Genomic DNA, 17,691 nt, shown 5'->3' with positions numbered 1-17,691 from the left:
GTGAGGATCCATGGGTGCGGTAGACACCCCAGAACGCGGTGGCAAACAGAAGGGCAAGGGTCATCGGCGCAAGAAGCGCCGGGTCGGCATCCGGATCGACATGACCCCCATGGTCGACGTCGCATTCCTCCTGCTCATCTTCTTCATGGTGACCACGGTGTTCCGGACGCCTCAGGCGCTCGAGATCAACCTGCCACCCAAGGAAGACGTCAAGGTCGATGTGGCCGCGTCCAAAGTGATCGAAGTCCGGATGCTTCCGGATGATCGTGTATACTGGAAGAACGCATCCGACCCGTGGGCGCGTACCGACATGAAGGGTTTGAGCGCTGTTTTCGCACCCTGGAAGGGCAACAAGGAGAAGATCGTGGTGATCCGGATCGATCGCGAGGCCAAGTTCAACAACATGGTCAATGCCATCGATGAGCTGGATATCGCGAGCCTCACCCGGTTCTCGCTCCAGACACTAACGGTTGAGGAGAAGAAGGAGGTCGAGTCGCTGTGACGACGCGCTCCGAAGCGTTGTTCGAGTTCATGCCCTACGGGGCTCCGGAGCTCAAGGAAGTCGCCCGGACTTACATGTTCCGAGGCGTCCTCGTCGGCTCGGGCGCCTGGCTGCTGCTGTACCTGGTTTCATTCGGTACCAGCGAGCTGCTGAAGCGTCAGCCTCACGAGACCAGCGTCATCGTGGTTCCTTACCGCGAGCTGGCCGCGCCGCCTCCGCTGTCTCAGGACACTCCGCCTCCACAGGTGTCGATCACGCAACCGGCGGCCCCGCCGACGGTTGCGATCCCGGTGCCGGTCCCCGATGCCGAAGCTCCGCCGGAGCAGACGATCGCCTCTCAGGAGGAGATCGCGGCCATCATGCCGGGCGTCAGCTCGGGCGACGGTGACAACATCGTCGTCGCTCCGCCCTCGGACGATCAGTTGCCGCAATTCGGCGAGTACGTCTACGTTGAAGAATTGCCCGAGGCGGTCACGAAGGTTCCGCCGGCCTATCCGGACATGGCTCGTGAGGCGAACGTCGATGGCACGGTGCTGGTTCAGGCCCTGGTCGGCAAGAACGGCAAGGTCATTGACGTCAAGGTCGTGAAGTCGATTCCGATGCTGGATCAAGCAGCGGCGGAGGCCGTGCGGAAGTGGATCTTCAAGCCCGCACTCTCCAACAATAAGCCGGTCGCCGTGTGGGTCGCGGTTCCGGTCAAGTTCTCGCTGCACTAGTCGTCGGCGGAAGTTCCAGTTCGCGCCCCGGGCCGGGTGGTCCGGGGCGTTCGTTTTCAGGCCTCCGTCCGCGCCCGCGGCGGGGTTTGCCGCGCCGGTGGAGGGTGGATTGACCCCTCGGTCGCCGGCTCCGTATGTTGCGAAATCGCTGGCTTCTCGGCGCTTCACATCCCCGAAGTTCCCGGAGGTCCCCCCGATGCTGTCACCCGACGCGCCGCCGACGGCGAGTCCGGTCGCCGCAAGTGAACCCATGCCCTCGCTGATCGAGCGGGCGGTCGCGATTTTCGCGCGGCCGACGCGCGCGTGGGCGGGGCTCGAACGCCCCCGCTGGTGGTTTCCGCTGGCCGTGATGATCGTTGTGCAGATTGCGAGCACCGTGGTGTTGTACGAGCGCGCGGTGATCCCCATGATCCGGACGGGCTGGGAGCAGGCGGTCGAGGCGGGCCAGATGCCGGCGGAGCGTGTCGACGAGCTGACCGCCATGATGACTCAGCCGCTCGGCTGGACGTTTTCGATCCTCCAGCAGGCGGTCACCTGGGTGATCATGAGCCTGGTCGGTGCGCTGATGGTGTGGTTCGGCGTCGGATTCGTGCTCGGCCACCCGATGAAGTACCGGCAGGCATTCGAGGTCAACGCCTGGTCCTCGCTGATCATGCTGCCGGCGATCGTGCTGACCGGCGTGATCGCCTGGTCGAAGGGCACCCTTCGCGGCGTTCATCTCGGATTTGCGGCCCTGCTACCGGAGACGGAGACGCCGACCAAGCTCCTCACCGGCTCGAAAGTGTTCCTCGACGGCGTCGGACCGTTCGCGGTGTGGTGCATCGCAGTCACCGTGATTGGTGCGTCGGCGCTGACAGGCGCCCCGCGGCGGTCGGTGGCGTGGGTGGTTGGAGCTCTCTATGTCGGACTGATGCTATTCATCGCGGCGCTGGCCGGGATGTTCACGCCCGGAAGCTAGTGCCCTGCAACCTGAACCGGAGGCCTGCGTAGAAGGCCCCGTCACCGGGGGAGTCCCCGGATCCTTCCGGAGAATTCGAATGACGTCGCTACGCTGGTGGCAAATTCTCGCTTCGCTTCTCACTTCGTCGGCTCTCGTCTCGAGTGCCGGCGCAGCCCTGACCGTCGACGACGCCGTGCGGCTGGCGCTCACGCAGAACCCTCAAATCGTCAGCTCGAAGGCCGCGATCCTCGACGCGCGCAGCGGCGCCTACAGCGCCTATTCGGGCGTCCTGCCGCGCATCTCCGGCAGCGTCACCCGCTATCTCAGCGCCACCGACAATCAGGCCGGCGGGCGTAACGTGGGCGGCACGCTCACTCAGCCCTTCACGAGCGACTTCGAGATTCACGGCACCAATCCGACCCTGACCGGGAGCTGGAACCTGCTCGATCTGTCGGCATGGGCCGGCGTGATTTCCGCGCGCCGTTCGCAGTCGGCGGCTCGTCACTCGATGCAGTCGTCGCGCAACGAGGTGGCCTTCGCCACCCGTCGTCAGTTCTACGAAGTTGTCAAGGCGGTTCGGCTTTCACTGGTCGCCGACAGCGCGCTGCGCCTGTCTCGCGACGACGAACGTCGCGTCCGCGCGCTGTTCGAGGTCGGCTCGGTTTCGCGAAACGATCTGCTGCGCGCCCAGGTGCGTACCGCGCAGTCCGAGCTGGACTCACTGACGCGCCGCCAGAGCATCGTCGGTCAGCGAATCCTGCTCGCCGATCAACTCGGCATCGCCGAGGAGCGTCTCGACGAAGTCGACACGTCGCTGGTGGTCGCGCGACGGACCGACGAACTCGAAACGCTGGTGCAGGAGGCCGGGCGCGCGCGCCCCGACCTGCGGTCCGCCGAGACCGAGCTCGCCGCCGCACGCGCGAACGTGACCTCGGCCCGGCTCGACTACCTGCCGTATGTGAACGGCAGCGCCAGCATGACCTTCAATCCGACCTCGCGCTCGACCTCGACGGTCGATCCTCCTGGAGCACCCGCGATTCCGCCCGGCGTTTCCTCGAGCGAGTCGGAGAGCGATCGAGAGACCTCGGCATCGATCGCCGTGAGCATGGACCTGTTCAACGGGTTCGCGACCCAGGCGCGCAATGCCAGCGCCAAGGCGCGGCTGATGCGGGCTCAGGAGTCGCGGGATCAGTTGCAGCGCGGGCTGCGTGGCGAGGTGCGTCGATCGTTGCTGGCGTATGAAGCGGCGGTCGCAGGCGAGCAGGTCGCGCGGCGCGCACTCGAAGCGGCACGCGAGAGTCTCAAGCTCGCGCGCGAGAAGTACAACGTGGGTTCGGCGACGATTCTGGACCTGATCGACGCCCAGGTGAGTCACGAACGCGCGTCCGCCGATGTGGTCTCGGCGCTCGCGGCGATTCGGGTCGCGGACGCGGATCTGGACCGTGTTCGGGGCCGTGCCGAGTAACGCTGGCGAAGGGAGCGGTCGCACATGAAGGGCAAGATGAAGTGGCTGTGGATCGGGCTCGCCGCACTACTCGTGGTGGTGGTGGTGGTCGCGAACATGTCGCGCGGATCCGGCAACAAGGGCACTCCGGTGCAATTGAGTCGGGTTCGAAACGAGGCGGTGACTTCCCGCGTGCGGTCGCCCGGCAAGATCGAGGCGCGCACCCAGGTCAATGTCAGCGCCGACGTGGTCGGCAAGATCAGCCGCCTTGCGGTCAAAGAAGGCGACCGGGTCAAGCGTGGCCAACTGCTGCTGCAACTCGACGACACGCAATATCGCTCGGCGTACGATCAGACCCGCGCCGCGCTGGCATCGGCAGAGGCCCGTCGCCGCGAGGCGGATGCGTCTCTGAAGGTGTCCGAGGCGGCCTACGCTCGGCAGCGGCAGCTGTTCGAGCAGCGCCTGCTCTCGCAGCAGGAGTGGGATCAGGCGACGCAGGCCTATGAAGGCGCACGCAGTTCCTCGGCGGCGGCGAACGAGGAAGTCGCTCGGGCGCGCGCGGCGGCGCAGGGCTCGGCCGACAACCTCAGCAAGACTCGTTTCACGGCGCCATTCGACGGCGTGGTGAGCGCGTTGAACGTCGAGCAGGGCGAGATCGTGATCACGGGAACCATGAACAATCCGGGCACGCAGATCCTGACGGTTTCGGACATGTCGCGAATGCTGGTTCGTGCCGACGTCGACGAGACCGACGTAGTGGACGTCAAGCTCGGGCAGAAAGCCAAGATCACGGTGGATGCGTTCCCCGACACCACGTTCCCCGGCACCGTGGTCGAGATCGGAAGCACCGCCATGCGCACGCTGTCGGCCGGCAGCGACGGTCAGACCAATTTCGAGGTCAAAGTCGTGTTCGACATCTCGGTTCCCGAGATTCGGCCCGGAATGACCGCGGACGTTGACGTCGAAACCGCGACGCATGACAAGACGCTCTCGGTGCCGATCCAGGCCGTCGTGGTTCGGACCGAACGCGAGCTGGAGCGTGCCGCGAAGAGCAAGGCCGGCAAGACGGCCAGGGCTCCGAAGAGTCGTAAGGGAGACGCGGTGGCCGCCGAGGAGGACACGACCGGGCGGCGCGACAAGGAGATCACCGGAGTGTTCGTGGTCAAGGACGGCGTTGCGACCTTCAAGCCGGTTCGCACCGGGATCGCGAGCGAGACCATGATCGAGATCTTCGGAGAGATCGCCGAGAAGGATGAAGTCGTGACTGGGCCCTACAAGGCGTTGCGCGAGCTCAAGCCGAACGGAAAAGTCCGGAAGGAAACCTCGGGCCCCGGCCGCGCCGGCAAGTGAGGATCTCGTGCTGATCCAGATTCGTGATCTGCAGCGGGTGTACCAGGTCGGGACCGAAGAGGTGCGGGCGCTCAACGGCGTCGACCTCGACATCGCCGAGAACGAGTACGTGGCGATCATGGGGCCCTCGGGCTCCGGCAAGTCCACGCTCATGAACATCCTCGGCTGCCTCGACACGCCGACCCATGGAACCTATCGACTCAAGGACCACGAAATCGCGAGCATGAGCGACGACGAACTCGCCCGCATCCGGAATCAGGAGATCGGGTTTGTTTTCCAGACCTTCAATCTTCTGGCCCGCGCCGATGCGCTGCACAACGTCGAACTGCCGCTGGTTTACGCGGGCATGCGTCACGAGGACCGACGCAAGCGTGCCAAGGAAGCGCTCACCCGAGTCGGGCTCGCGGATCGCATGAAGCATCGCCCGAACGAACTGTCGGGCGGGCAGCGGCAGCGCGTCGCGATCGCGCGCGCGCTGGTCAATCGTCCCAGCATCATTCTGGCCGACGAACCGACCGGCAATCTCGACAGCGCGACCGGCGAAGAGATCATGGCCGCGTTTGCCGAGATCTGGCGCGAAGGCAACACCGTGATCCTCGTCACGCACGAAGCCGACGTCGCGGCGCATGCGAATCGCGTGGTGCGCATGCGGGACGGCAAAATCGAGAGCGACGTCCGCGACGACTCGAAGCGGGCCGGGATGCCGCGGGCGGCTTCCGCGTCATGAACCTTCGCGAGAGCGTCGGAATCGCTCTGGCCGCGTTGCGGGCGAACAAGCTACGTTCGTTCCTGACGCTGCTCGGGACCATCATCGGGGTCGCGTCGGTGATCGCGGTGGTGTCGTTCGTCGAGGGACTCAACCGCTATGTCTCGGACAAGCTGCTGTCGGCCGGCTCGAACGTCTTCTACGTCGACAAGTACGGCCTCATCATGTCGCAGGAAGCATGGGAGGACGCGGTCGGCCGTCCCGACATCACCCCCGAGGACGCCGAGGCGCTGCGACTCACGGTGCGTCACGCATCGATCGTCGTCGCGATGACGAACGGACAGTACTCGGTACGCCATAAGGCGAAGGTGGTCCGCAACATTCAGGTGCGCGGCCGAGGAACCGGATACGAGGTGGTCGACGACGTCGCGATCGAGCGCGGTCGGCACCTGTCGGACATCGACGACTCGCGCCGGCGATTGGTGTGCGTGATCGCGCCCGAGGTCGCCAGCGAGCTGTTCGAGAACCTCGACCCGTTGGGACGTCAGGTTCGCATCGGCGCAGAGAGCTACGAGGTGATCGGCGTCACCAAGAAGAAGGGCAGTGTGCTGGGCGAGAATCAGGATCGCTTCGTATGGATTCCGGTTCGCACGTTCCTCAAGTACAAGGCGGACCGCCAGACCGTCGACATCGCGGTCAAGAGCATCGATCAGGCCGCGTTGCCGGTCGCTCAGCAGGAGGTCCGAAACGTGCTGCGCGGGCGGCATCACCTGCGCCCGGGCGCGCCCGACGATTTCGGAATCATCACGTCGGACAACATCATGGATCTCTATCGCAATCTCACCGGCGGCATCTTCGTCGTGACGATCGGGGTCGCATCGATCGCCCTGCTGGTGGGCGGCATCGTGATCATGAACATCATGCTGGTGTCGGTCACCGAGCGGACGCGTGAGATCGGCGTGCGAAAGGCGCTCGGCGCGCGGCGTCGCGACATCCTGACGCAGTTCCTGGTGGAGTCGACCACGCTCTCGCTCGCTGGCGGTGTGACCGGAATCGCGATCGGCACCGGACTTGCTCTGCTGGTCGGGGCCGTCAGTCCGCTCCCTGCGGCGGTCAGTATGCCGGCCATCGTCATGGGCATTCTGCTCTCGTCGGCGGTCGGTATCTTCTTCGGCTCGTACCCCGCGGTGCGTGCCTCGCGGCTCGATCCGATCGAAGCATTGAGGTACGAGTAGCCATGAACTTCTGGTTTCTGGGCGAGACGCTGCGCATGGCGGCGCAGGCACTGTTCGCCAACCGTCTGCGGTCGGTGCTCGCGCTGCTCGGCATCGTGATCGGGGTCGGCACGGTGATCGGCATGGTGGCGCTGATCAACGGTTTTCAGCGCTCGTTCGAGAAGAGCATCCAGTCGATCGGCAACAACACGATCTACATCCGCCGCATCCGCCCGGGCGTGAACCTCGGCCCCGGCGGAATCCCCGACAGCCTGCGCCAGCGGCGTGCCTTTTCGATGGACGATGCGCGCGCGATTCTGGCCGGTGCTCCCGCGGTGCGCGCGATCGCTCCGTTCAAGTGGCCGTGGGCCGATCTCAAGCTTCGCTACCGTGACAAGCTCACGCGCTTCACGTTCGTCTACGGCACCAACGAGGACTACCTCATCACGCACGGCTACGACCTCGCGCGTGGGCGCTTCTTCACCACGGAAGAGGTGGAACGCAACGCGAACGTGGTGGTGCTCGGCAAGGACGTCCGGGAAGCCTTGTTCGGCGACGGCAGCGGGCTCGGCCAGCGCGTGCACATCGGGGACATTCCGTTCACGGTGATCGGCGAGTTCGAGGCCAAGGGACGCTTTCTCGGCAATAATTTCGATCAGGTCGCCGCGGTGCCGTACACCACGATCGACAAGAACTTCCCGTCGCCACAGGACGTCCCTCCGTGGTTCCCGAAACGCGGTGAGCTGTTCCTCGACGCGATTGCGTGGTCGCCGGAGCAGAACGACATCGCGCAGCAACAGATCATCGAGGTGCTGCGCGTGAGGCGACACCTGCCGAGCAACAAGCTGAACGACTTCGCGATCTTCACCGACGACGCATTCCTCCAGATCTACCAGCAGATCACCGGTGGAATCGTGGCGCTGATGACGCTCATCTCGTCGATTTCGCTGCTGGTCGGCGGGATCGGAGTGATGAACATCATGCTGGTCGCGGTCACCGAGCGAACGCGTGAGATCGGCATCCGCAAGGCGCTGGGCGCGCCGCGGCGCGCCATCCTGACCCAGTTCCTGGTCGAGTCGATGATGCTGACCGCGCTCGGCGGCGCGATCGGAGTCCTGCTGGGGGCGGGGATCTCGTGGCTGGTCAAGGCACTCAGTCCGCTGCCCACCTACGTCTCGCCCTGGTCCGTGGTGCTGGCGCTGGTGTTCTCGGCCACGGTCGGCATTTTCTTCGGACTCTATCCGGCCGTGCGCGCCTCGCGCCTCGATCCGGTCGACTCGCTGCGCTACGAGTAGCGCAGCGCCCCGCGCGTGCCACATCGCGGCGCGCGCGGGACTTCCGGAGCCGGCGCGGAATGCTATAGTCCCCGGCCCATGGCGACCCGCACCGAAGAGCCTTCCACGCGCCGTCACGGTCCCGGTCACGATCTCACGCGTCGCAGCGTCACACCGCTGACCGACATCGTCATCCGGGGCGCGCGCGAGCACAATCTGCAGAACCTTTCGCTGCGGCTACCGCGCCAGAGTCTGATCGTGGTGACCGGCGTGTCGGGTTCCGGGAAGTCCTCGCTCGCGTTCGACACGCTCTACGCCGAGGGTCAGCGCCGCTACGTCGAGTCGCTGTCGGCGTATGCGCGGCAATTCCTCGGCCAGATGGAAAAGCCCGACGTCGACGCGATCGAGGGCCTGAGTCCTGCGATCGCGATCGAGCAGCGCAGCGCCGGATCGAATCCGCGCTCGACGGTGGCGACCATCACCGAGATCTACGACTATCTGCGGCTGCTGTTCGCGCGCCTCGGTGTCCAGCACTGCCCGTCCTGCGGCACTCGCACCCGGCGACAGACCACCTCCGAGATCGTCGATCAGATCCTCGCTGAATGCGGCGGCCGCAAGGTCGCGGTGCTGGCGCCGTTCGTGCGCGGGCGCAAAGGGGAGTACCGCAAGGAGCTGGAGCAGATCCGCAAGCAGGGCTACCTGCGCGCGCGAACCGACGGCGCGTGGGTCGAGCTGGACGGCATCGAGAAACTCGCCAAGACCAAGCGCCACGACATCGACGTGGTGGTCGATCGGCTCACGCTCGAGGCTTCCTCCCGATCGCGGCTTGCCGACTCGGTCGAAGCTGCGCTCGCGCTCGGCAACGGCATGCTGACGGTCGCGCGCGACGGTGCAGACGACCTGCACTTCAGCCAGGGCTCCGCGTGCCCCAAATGCGGCACCAGCGTCCCGATCGTCGAACCCAAGAGCTTCTCCTTCAATTCGCCGTACGGCGCCTGCAAGGCGTGCGACGGTCTGGGGACGCTGATGCGCGTGGATCCTGACCGCGTGGTCCCGGATCCGAGCCTCAGTATTCGGGGCAATGCGATCGCCGCGTGGGGTGACGCCGAAGGGACGTGGGTCGGCGGCACGCTCGAAGCACTCGCCAAGTCGTTCAAGTTCTCGCTCGACACGCCGTGGAAGAAGCTGGCCACGCGCGTGCGCGAGATGCTGCTTCAGGGCGCGGGGGAGCGTCAGCTCCGTTACGAGTTCAAGCTCAAGAAGGGCTCCTCGTGGGTGCATCACGGCCGTTTTGAAGGCGTGATCCCGAACCTCGAACGCCGCTACCGTGAGACCACCAGTGAATCGGTCCGCAAGTGGATCGGCGGGCTCATGAATCCGACTCCGTGCGCCGGGTGCGGCGGCAAGCGGCTGCGCAAGGAGAGCCTCGCGGTGCTGATCGACGGCATCGACATCGGAGCCTGGTGCGCACTCTCGGTCGCGAGCGCGCGCGAACGTGCGGCCGCGCTCGAGTGGAAGGGCCCGGCCTCCGTGATCGCGGCCCCGGTGTTGAAGGAGATCACCAGCCGGCTCGGATTCCTCGACGACGTGGGACTCGGCTACCTGACGCTCGACCGTACCGCGGGAACGCTCGCCGGCGGCGAGGCGCAACGTATCCGACTCGCGACCCAGATCGGCTCGCAGCTGACCGGCGTGCTCTACATCCTCGACGAGCCCTCGATCGGGCTGCACCATCGCGACAACCAGCGATTGCTTCGCACTCTGCTTCAACTGCGGGATCTGGGGAACACGCTGGTGGTGGTCGAACACGACGAAGAGACGATGCGCGCCGCCGACTGGCTGCTGGATCTGGGGCCCGGGGCCGGGCGGCATGGTGGGCGACTCGTCGCAGCCGGTCGTCCCGAAGAGGTCGCCGCGACGGCCGGCTCTCTGACCGGCGAATACCTGTCGGGGGTGCGTCGCATCGAGATTCCGAAGCAGCGACGCGCCGGCAACGGACAGATGCTCACGGTGCGGGGCGCTCGGGCGAACAACCTCAAACAGATCGACGTCGAGTTCCCGCTCGGACGACTGGTGTGCGTGAGCGGTGTGTCGGGCTCCGGCAAGAGCACGCTCGTCAATGACATCCTGCTCGCGGCACTCGAGCGGCATCTGAACGACGCCGCGGCGGTGCCGGCCCCGCATCGCAAGATCGAGGGTCTCGATCACCTCGACAAGGTGGTGGCGATCGACCAGAGCCCGATCGGACGCACCCCGCGATCGAATCCCGCGACCTACACCGGTGCCTTCAACTTCATCCGCGACCTGTTCGCTCAGCTGCCGGAATCCAAGGTGCGCGGATACGGACCGGGGCGCTTCTCGTTCAACGTGAAGGGCGGCCGATGCGAGCACTGTCAGGGCGATGGTGTGCGGCGCATCGAGATGCACTTCCTGCCGGACGTCTACGTGAAGTGTGAGATCTGTCACGGGCGTCGCTACGATCGCGAGACCCTCGAAGTGCTCTACAAGGGGCGCTCGATCGCCGATGTGCTGGAGATGACGGTCGAGGAGGGGCTCGAGTTCCTCGGCGCGGTGCCGGCGCTGCGACGCAAGCTCGAAACGCTGCGCTCGGTAGGGCTCGGCTACATCCACCTCGGGCAGTCGGCCACCACGTTGTCGGGTGGCGAAGCGCAGCGGGTCAAACTCGCGACCGAACTGTCGCGCGTGGCGACCGGGAGGACGCTGTACGTTCTCGACGAACCGACCACCGGCCTGCACTTCGAAGATGTGCGCGCACTTCTGGAAGTACTGCAGGCCCTGGTCGAGCGCGGCAACAGCGTGGTGGTGATCGAACACAACCTCGATGTCATCAAGTCGGCCGACTGGCTCGTGGATCTGGGGCCGGAAGGCGGCGACCGGGGCGGCCACGTGGTGGCCGCCGGAACTCCCGAAGCGGTGGCGCGCGTGCGGAGCTCTCATACCGGCCAGGCCCTTCGCGCCCTGCTCACTCCATGACCGTTCGATCCACCGCACCCACGTCCACTCCGGCGCCGGCTTCCGCAGGCCGTCCAACGGCGATTCCAACGACCATGCGGGCGATCGTCAAGACCGCGTCCGCACCCGGCGCCGAGATTCGCGAAGTGCCCGTGCCGTCTCCCGGGCCGCGCGACCTGCTGCTCAAGGTGAAGCGCGCGGGAGTGTGCGGCACCGATCTGCACATTTACGTGTGGGACGGCTGGTCGCAGGGACGCATCCGTCCTCCGGTGACGCTCGGGCACGAGTTCGTCGGCGAAGTCGTCGCGATCGGCTCCGCGGTCACGAACGTCCAATCCGGCGACCGGGTCTCCTGCGAGAGTCACATCGTGTGCGACCACTGCGTCGCGTGCCGGACCGGCTATGCGCACGTGTGCGAGAACACGCGGATCCTCGGCGTCGATGTGAACGGCGGTTTCGCCGAATACGTGGTGGTGCCGGCGAGCAATGCCTGGCCGGCCCCTGCGAACGTGCCGATCGAGGTCGCGGGCGTGATGGAGCCGCTCGGGAACGCCGTTCACACTGCATTCGCGGGGCCGCTGTCGGGTTGCAACATCGCGGTGACCGGGTGCGGCCCGATCGGCCTGTTCGCGATCGGCGTGGCGCGCGCGGCGGGTGCCGTGCGCGTGATCGCCTCCGACGTTTCGCCCTATCGACTCGAGCTCGCGAAGCGCATGCAGGCCGATGCGCTGATCAATCCGGCGCAGGAGAACTTCGTCGAGCGGACGCGCGCGCTCACCGGAGGCCACGGCCTCGACGGCGTGCTCGAGATGTCGGGCAACCCGACGGCGATGCGGGACGGACTCGCGGCGCTGCGCAACGGCGGCCGCCTGTCGCTGCTCGGCCTGCCGCACGAGCCGTTCGAACTCGACTGGAATCGCCTCGTGATCTTCAAGGGGATCACGATTCACGGCATCGTCGGTCGACGCATGTACGACAGCTGGTATCAGATGGACAACCTGTTGGGCTCGGGCAAGCTCGACATCCGTCCCGCGATCACGCACCAGATGCCGATGGAGCGCTTCGACGAGGCGATCGCGCTGCTGCGCTCGGGGCAGGCCGGCAAGGTGGTGCTGGTGCCGTGGGGCGAGGAGGCGTGACGTGTTCGAGACGCTGAAGCCTCAACTCGAGTCCGAACTCGAGGCGATTCGTGCCGGCGGCCTGTGGAAGGACGAACGCGTCCTGGCGTCCGCACAGGGCGCCGAAGTGCGCTTGACCGACGGCCGCCAGGTCGTGGTGATGTGCGCGAACAACTATCTGGGGCTTTCGAGCGACGCGCGCGTGATCGAGGCGGCACACCGTGCGATCGACAGCCACGGCTTCGGACTCTCGTCGGTGCGCTTCATCTGCGGCACGCAAGACCTGCATCGGCGTCTCGAGCAGCGCATCTCGGAGTTTCTGGGTACCGAGGACACGATTCTCTATGCCGCGTGCTTCGACGCGAATGGCGGCGTGTTCGAACCGCTGCTCGGCGAAGCGGACGCGATCGTTTCCGACGCGCTCAACCACGCGTCGATCATCGACGGCGTGCGGCTGTGCAAGGCGCAGCGATGGCGCTACGAAACCAACGACATGGCCGACCTCGAGCGATGCCTTCGGGAAGCGGTCGAGCGCGGAACTCGCCATCGGATGATCGTGACCGACGGCGTCTTCAGCATGGACGGCACGATCGCGAATCTGGCGGCAATCTGTGAACTGGCGGATCGCTATCGTGCGCTCGTGATGGTCGACGACTGTCATGCGACCGGATTCCTGGGTGCGAACGGGCGCGGGAGCACCGAGCACTGCGGGGTGATGGGTCGCGTCGACATCCTCACCGGCACGCTCGGCAAGGCGCTCGGCGGCGCACTCGGTGGCTTCACCAGCGGTCGGCGCGAGATCATCGCGATGCTGCGCCAGCGTTCGCGACCGTACCTGTTCTCGAACAGTCTGCCGCCCGCGGTGGTCGGCGCGAGCCTCGCGGTGCTCGACCTGCTGTCCGAGTCCACGGCGTTGCGCGATCGCCTCGAGGCGAATACGCGACTGTTCCGTGACGGGATGCGGGCGGCAGGCTTCGAGCTCAAACCCGGGCATCATCCGATCGTGCCCATCATGCTGTACGACGAGCGGCTCGCTCACGACATGGCGCGTCGGCTGCTCGAACTCGGGATCTACGTGATCGGGTTCTCCTTCCCGGTGGTCCCGAAGGGTCAGGCGCGGATCCGCGTGCAGGTGTCGGCGGCGCACGAGCGGCATCATCTCGAACGCGCGATCGAAGCATTCGCGCAGGCCGGTCGCGAGCTCGGAGTGTTGAAGACCGCGTCGTCTTGATTCGAGTGTGACCTTTCGATACCGTGCGATCGCCTTCTCACCGGGAGTCTGCATCATGTCCTCCGCGACCACCCTCAAGCGCACTCCGTTCTTCGAACAACACCGCGCCGCCGGCGCGAAGCTGGTGGATTTCGCCGGCTACGAGATGCCGCTCCGCTATCGGGGGGACGTCGAGGAGCACCGCCGGGTGCGAACCGGTGTGGGGCTGTTCGACGTCTCGCACATGGGCGAATTTCGCGTCACCGGAGCGGGCGCCGTGGGCTTTCTGGATCGAGCCGTCACCAACGACGTCGCGGCGCTCGAGGTCGGGCAGGCGCTCTACACGCCGATCTGCCGGCCCGATGGCGGCATCGTCGACGACGCGCTGATCTATCGCGCAGCCGATCACCACATGGTGGTCGTCAACGCGAGCAACATCGCGAAGGACTTCGCATGGCTCGCGGAACAGTGTCCGGCCGACGCCACGCTCACCGACGTCTCCGAGGACCTCGCGCTGCTCGCGCTGCAGGGCCCGCGCGCCGCGGAGGTGCTGAGGGATCACGTTCCAGCCGCCGCGCTCGTGCTCGGCTACTACCGTTTCATGATCGGGCCGGTGTTCGGTGTCGACGCGGTGATTTCGCGCACCGGCTACACCGGTGAGGACGGCTTCGAGCTGTACTTCCATCCGCGCCATGCCGCCACGATCTGGGAGCAGCTGTTCTCGGCGGGTGCACCTCACGGACTCGAACCGATCGGCCTGGGTGCGCGCGACACGCTGCGCCTCGAGATGGCGTACATGTTGTATGGAAACGATATCGACGACTCAACCTCGCCGTTGGCGGCAGGACTCGGCTGGACGGTCAAACTCGGAAAGTCCGACTTCGCAGGCCGCGAGGTGCTGGTGCGTCAGAAGCAGGAAGGCGCGGCGCGCCGGCTGGTGGGACTCGAGGCCGAGGGGCGGCGGGTTCCACGTCACGGCATGGCGATCGAACGCGACGGACGTGCGGTCGGCACGGTGACCAGTGGTGCCTTCGGTCCCTCGCTCGAACGCGCGATCGCGATGGCGTACGTCGACAGCGCCAGCGCCGCACTCGGCACCGCGCTCGAAGTGGTCGCGGGCAGCACTCGCATTCCGGTCCGCACGGTGAAACGTCCGTTCTATACCCAGGGCACGCATCGCTAGGCACGAGCCCGGCGTCGATGCCCGCGCGGAGGATCTCGCATTGAGCTATCCCGAAGATCTCAGATATACGGCGGAACACGAGTGGGCTCGCCTCGAGGGCGGCGTCGTGACCGTCGGCATCACCAGCTATGCGACCGATCAGCTCGGGGACGTGGTGTTCGTCGAGCTTCCCGAGGTCGGTCGCAAGCTCGAAGCCACGAAGCCGTTCGGCGTGGTCGAGGCGGTCAAGACCGTGAGTGATCTGTTCGCACCGCTGGCGGGCGAGGTCATCGAAGTGAACGGGGCGCTGGCCGACAATCCGGCGCTCGTGAATCAATCGCCGTACGGTGACGGCTGGATGGTACGGATCCGGCCGGCGGATCCCGCCGGCATCCTGAAGCTGCTTTCGCACGACGATTACTCCCGGCTGATCGAGGAGCAGCACGCGTGAGCTACGTCGGACTGACCCCCGCGGAAGAGCGCCGCATGCTGGACGCGATCGGGGTCGGAGCGTTCGAAGATCTGATTGCCGCGATTCCCGCGGAAGCGCGCCGCTCCGAGCCGGTTGCGATTCCCGCCGCTGCCTCTGAGATCGAGCTGCGCCGTCGGTTCGGTGCGTGGGCGCAGCAGAATGCTGCGGCGCACGCGGTGTCCTTTCTCGGCGGCGGAATCTACGACCACTACATTCCTTCGGCACTCGCCGCGGTGGCAGGACGGAGCGAATTCGCGACCGCCTACACGCCCTATCAGCCCGAGGTCGCGCAGGGCTCGCTGACGGCGATCTTCGAGTTCCAGAGCATGATCGTCGAGTTGACAGGCTGCGCGGTTGCGAATGCCTCGATGTACGACGGCGCGACCGCACTGGCCGAGGCGGTGCTGCTCGCGCGCCACCAGACCGGCCGTGCGCGCGTCGTGGTCGCAGGCGCGGTGCATCCGAACTACCTGGCGGTTCTGAACACCTATCTCGACGGTCACGACGTCACGCTGGTGGCCGAGCACGGCGGGCAGTGCGCGCCCGACGACCTCCAGGCGGCCCTCGGCGGGGACGTGGCGGCCGTGATCTACCAGCACCCGAACTTCTTCGGCGTGCTCGAGAACCCGCAGGCTCTGAACGCGCTCGCCCGCACTTCCGGCGCACTTGCGATCGCCTGCTGCGATCCCATCGCGCTCGCGCTGCTCGAGCCGCCCGGCCGCAGCCCCGCAGGCGCGGACATCGTCGTGGGAGAGGGGCAGAGCCTCGGTAATCCGCCGAGCTTCGGCGGGCCGGTGCTCGGCTTCTTCGCCTGCTCCGAAGCGCTGGTGCGCCGCATGCCGGGTCGACTCGCGGCGCAGACCGTCGACTCTCAGGGGCGGCGCGGATTCGTGCTCACGCTCCAGACTCGCGAGCAGCACATCCGACGCGAGAAGGCGACATCGAACATCTGCACGAATCAGGGACTGCTCGCACTGCGCGCCACGATCTACCTGGGACTGCTCGGCCGCGAAGGCCTGCGCGAAGTCGCGGAGTCCTGCGTTCAGAAGACCCATCATGCGGCGCGACTCGCGGCAGCGATCCCGGGGTACCGGGTGGTCCACGACGGTGCGTTCTTCCGCGAATTCGTGCTCGAGTGCCCGGTCGATGCGCGGATCGTGATCCGCGAAGCGCTCACGACCGGCGTGCTGCCGGGCGTCGACCTGGCGCAGTTCCGACCCGAATGGAAGCGAATGCTGCTGGTCGCGGTCACCGAACAGCGCAGCGCAGTCGAGATCGATGCGTGGGCCGCTGCGCTGCGGCGCGCGGGAGGTGCCCGATGAGCGGCATGCCACGGCGTCTGTTGATCGAGCAAGGTGGCCCCGGGCATCGGGGTCCACGCCTTCCGGCGGTCGACGTACCGATCCGTCCGCTCTCGGAGCTTCTCAAAGGCGCGCGGCTGCGCGAGACGCTGGATCTGCCGCAGGTCAGCGAGCCCGAAGTGGTTCGCCATTTCGTCGAGCTCTCGATCTTGAACCATCACATCGATCGCGGGCTCTACCCGCTCGGTTCCTGCACCATGAAGCACAATCCCAAGATCAACGACGAGCTCGCGTCGCTGCCGGGCTTCGCGCTCGCACATCCGCTCGCGGGAGACGAAGCGAGTCAGGGTGCGCTGCGCGTGATCTTCGATCTGCAGCGCGCCCTGGCCGAAATCACCGGTTTCGATGCGGTGGCATCGCAACCCGCCGCCGGCGCGCATGGCGAGATGACCGGGCTGCTGCTGATCCGCGACTACCACCGGTCGCGCGGCGAAGGCGATCGCCGCCGTCGCGTCATCATTCCGGACTCCGCGCACGGCACCAACCCCGCGAGCGTGAATCTGATGGGATGGGAGACCGTGACGGTGCCGTCGGGCGCCAACGGCCACGTCGACATCGAAGCGTTCCGGCGCGAACTCGACGATCGCGCGGCCGCGATCATGGTCACGGTGCCGAGCACGCTCGGGTTGTTCGAGCCCGAGATCCTCGAGGTCACACGCCTCGCCCACGCGGTCGGCGCTCAATGCTACATGGATGGCGCCAACCTGAATGCGCTGGTCGGTCACGTGCGCCCCGGTGATCTGGGCTTCGACGTCATGCACATCAACGTGCACAAGACGTTTTCGACGCCTCACGGCGGCGGTGGACCCGGCGCCGGCCCCGTCGCGGTGGCTTCGCACCTCGAACCGTTCCTGCCGGTGCCGGTGGTGCGCGAACACGGCGGCCGGCTCGTGAGCGATTTCGAACGGCCGCAATCGGTCGGTCGGGTGCATTCGTTCTACGGCAATTTCGGGATTCTGCTGCGAGCGCTGGCCTACATCTCGACGCTCGGCCCCGACGGCCTGCGACAGGTCAGCCGCACCGCGATCCTCAACGCGAATTACCTCATGCGGCGGCTGGCCGGATCCTACGAGCTGCCGTTTCCCGATCACTGCATGCACGAGTTCGTCGTGAGCGGCCGAGGTCTGCGCCGTCATGGCATCAAGACTCTCGACGTCGCGAAGCGCCTGCTCGACTTCGGAGTGCACGCGCCGACCGTTTACTTTCCGCTCATCGTCGAAGAGGCCATGATGATCGAGCCCACCGAGAC

General features: G+C 66.4%; 15 protein-coding genes. All 15 read left to right on the top strand.

Annotation, left to right across the window (positions count from 1 at the left end; translation table 11 throughout):
• Nucleotides 1–10: 10 nt before the first annotated feature.
• Nucleotides 11–502, top strand: a complete 492-nt coding sequence (locus tag HOP12_12695; GenBank protein NOT35005.1) for a biopolymer transporter ExbD — start codon at nt 11–13, stop codon at nt 500–502.
• Nucleotides 499–1,218, top strand: a complete 720-nt coding sequence (locus HOP12_12690; protein ID NOT35004.1) for an energy transducer TonB — start codon at nt 499–501, stop codon at nt 1,216–1,218. Before HOP12_12695 ends, HOP12_12690 begins: the two co-directional genes overlap by 4 nt.
• A 196-nt stretch (nt 1,219–1,414) precedes the next feature.
• Entirely contained in the window at nt 1,415–2,176 is a 762-nt protein-coding gene (locus HOP12_12685) for a hypothetical protein (GenBank protein ID NOT35003.1), read from the top strand.
• Between the two features lie 79 nt (nt 2,177–2,255).
• Nucleotides 2,256–3,623 (top strand): TolC family protein, encoded by a 1,368-nt coding sequence (locus HOP12_12680; GenBank protein NOT35002.1) that lies wholly within the window; start codon nt 2,256–2,258, stop codon nt 3,621–3,623.
• A 24-nt stretch (nt 3,624–3,647) separates the two neighbouring features.
• Nucleotides 3,648–4,952, top strand: coding sequence for an efflux RND transporter periplasmic adaptor subunit (locus HOP12_12675; protein ID NOT35001.1), 1,305 nt, complete (start codon nt 3,648–3,650; stop codon nt 4,950–4,952).
• 10 nt (nt 4,953–4,962) lie between these two features.
• Nucleotides 4,963–5,679, top strand: a complete 717-nt coding sequence (locus tag HOP12_12670) for an ABC transporter ATP-binding protein (GenBank protein NOT35000.1) — start codon at nt 4,963–4,965, stop codon at nt 5,677–5,679.
• Nucleotides 5,676–6,893, top strand: a complete 1,218-nt coding sequence (locus HOP12_12665) for an FtsX-like permease family protein (GenBank protein NOT34999.1) — start codon at nt 5,676–5,678, stop codon at nt 6,891–6,893. The genes HOP12_12670 and HOP12_12665 overlap by 4 nt, the downstream gene beginning before the upstream one ends.
• Before the next feature lie 2 nt (nt 6,894–6,895).
• A complete protein-coding gene (locus tag HOP12_12660; GenBank protein ID NOT34998.1) occupies nt 6,896–8,167 on the top strand; it encodes an FtsX-like permease family protein in 1,272 nt (423 codons plus the stop codon).
• A gap of 78 nt (nt 8,168–8,245) precedes the next feature.
• The gene (gene uvrA, locus HOP12_12655; protein NOT34997.1) at nt 8,246–11,140 is read left to right on the top strand and encodes an excinuclease ABC subunit UvrA; all 2,895 of its coding nucleotides are present in this window, start codon (nt 8,246–8,248) and stop codon (nt 11,138–11,140) included.
• A gap of 62 nt (nt 11,141–11,202) precedes the next feature.
• On the top strand, nt 11,203–12,258 hold the full coding sequence (gene tdh, locus HOP12_12650; GenBank protein ID NOT34996.1) for an L-threonine 3-dehydrogenase: 1,056 nt from the start codon (nt 11,203–11,205) through the stop codon (nt 12,256–12,258).
• Between the two features lies 1 nt (nt 12,259).
• The gene (kbl, locus tag HOP12_12645; protein ID NOT34995.1) at nt 12,260–13,468 is read left to right on the top strand and encodes a glycine C-acetyltransferase; all 1,209 of its coding nucleotides are present in this window, start codon (nt 12,260–12,262) and stop codon (nt 13,466–13,468) included.
• A gap of 55 nt (nt 13,469–13,523) precedes the next feature.
• Complete coding sequence (gene gcvT, locus HOP12_12640) at nt 13,524–14,630, top strand: glycine cleavage system aminomethyltransferase GcvT (GenBank protein ID NOT34994.1); 1,107 nt, start codon at nt 13,524–13,526, stop codon at nt 14,628–14,630.
• A 40-nt stretch (nt 14,631–14,670) separates the two neighbouring features.
• Nucleotides 14,671–15,060, top strand: a complete 390-nt coding sequence (gene gcvH, locus HOP12_12635; protein ID NOT34993.1) for a glycine cleavage system protein GcvH — start codon at nt 14,671–14,673, stop codon at nt 15,058–15,060.
• On the top strand, nt 15,057–16,403 hold the full coding sequence (gene gcvPA / locus HOP12_12630; protein NOT34992.1) for an aminomethyl-transferring glycine dehydrogenase subunit GcvPA: 1,347 nt from the start codon (nt 15,057–15,059) through the stop codon (nt 16,401–16,403). The genes gcvH and gcvPA overlap by 4 nt, the downstream gene beginning before the upstream one ends.
• Nucleotides 16,400–17,691, top strand: a 1,292-nt coding sequence (gcvPB, locus tag HOP12_12625; protein NOT34991.1) for an aminomethyl-transferring glycine dehydrogenase subunit GcvPB, incomplete at its 3' end; no start/stop codon positions are given. The genes gcvPA and gcvPB, both read left to right, overlap by 4 nt.

It is taken from the genome of Candidatus Eisenbacteria bacterium, from assembly GCA_013140805.1.
In the GTDB taxonomy this organism is placed as follows: Bacteria; Eisenbacteria; RBG-16-71-46; order RBG-16-71-46; family RBG-16-71-46; genus JABFRW01.
This window is presented reverse-complemented; position numbering and strand designations above follow the sequence as displayed.

Bases quoted from the DNA above. Each gene is read 5' to 3' on its own strand.
- gcvT (NOT34994.1), top strand. From the start codon at position 13,524: ATGTCCTCCGCGACCACCCTCAAGCGCACTCCGTTCTTCGAACAACAC.
- uvrA (NOT34997.1), top strand. From the start codon at position 8,246: ATGGCGACCCGCACCGAAGAGCCTTCCACGCGCCGTCACGGTCCCGGT.
- HOP12_12665 (NOT34999.1), top strand. From the start codon at position 5,676: ATGAACCTTCGCGAGAGCGTCGGAATCGCTCTGGCCGCGTTGCGGGCG.
- HOP12_12680 (NOT35002.1), top strand. From the start codon at position 2,256: ATGACGTCGCTACGCTGGTGGCAAATTCTCGCTTCGCTTCTCACTTCG.
- HOP12_12675 (NOT35001.1), top strand. From the start codon at position 3,648: ATGAAGGGCAAGATGAAGTGGCTGTGGATCGGGCTCGCCGCACTACTC.
- HOP12_12685 (NOT35003.1), top strand. From the start codon at position 1,415: ATGCTGTCACCCGACGCGCCGCCGACGGCGAGTCCGGTCGCCGCAAGT.
- HOP12_12695 (NOT35005.1), top strand. From the start codon at position 11: ATGGGTGCGGTAGACACCCCAGAACGCGGTGGCAAACAGAAGGGCAAG.
- HOP12_12660 (NOT34998.1), top strand. From the start codon at position 6,896: ATGAACTTCTGGTTTCTGGGCGAGACGCTGCGCATGGCGGCGCAGGCA.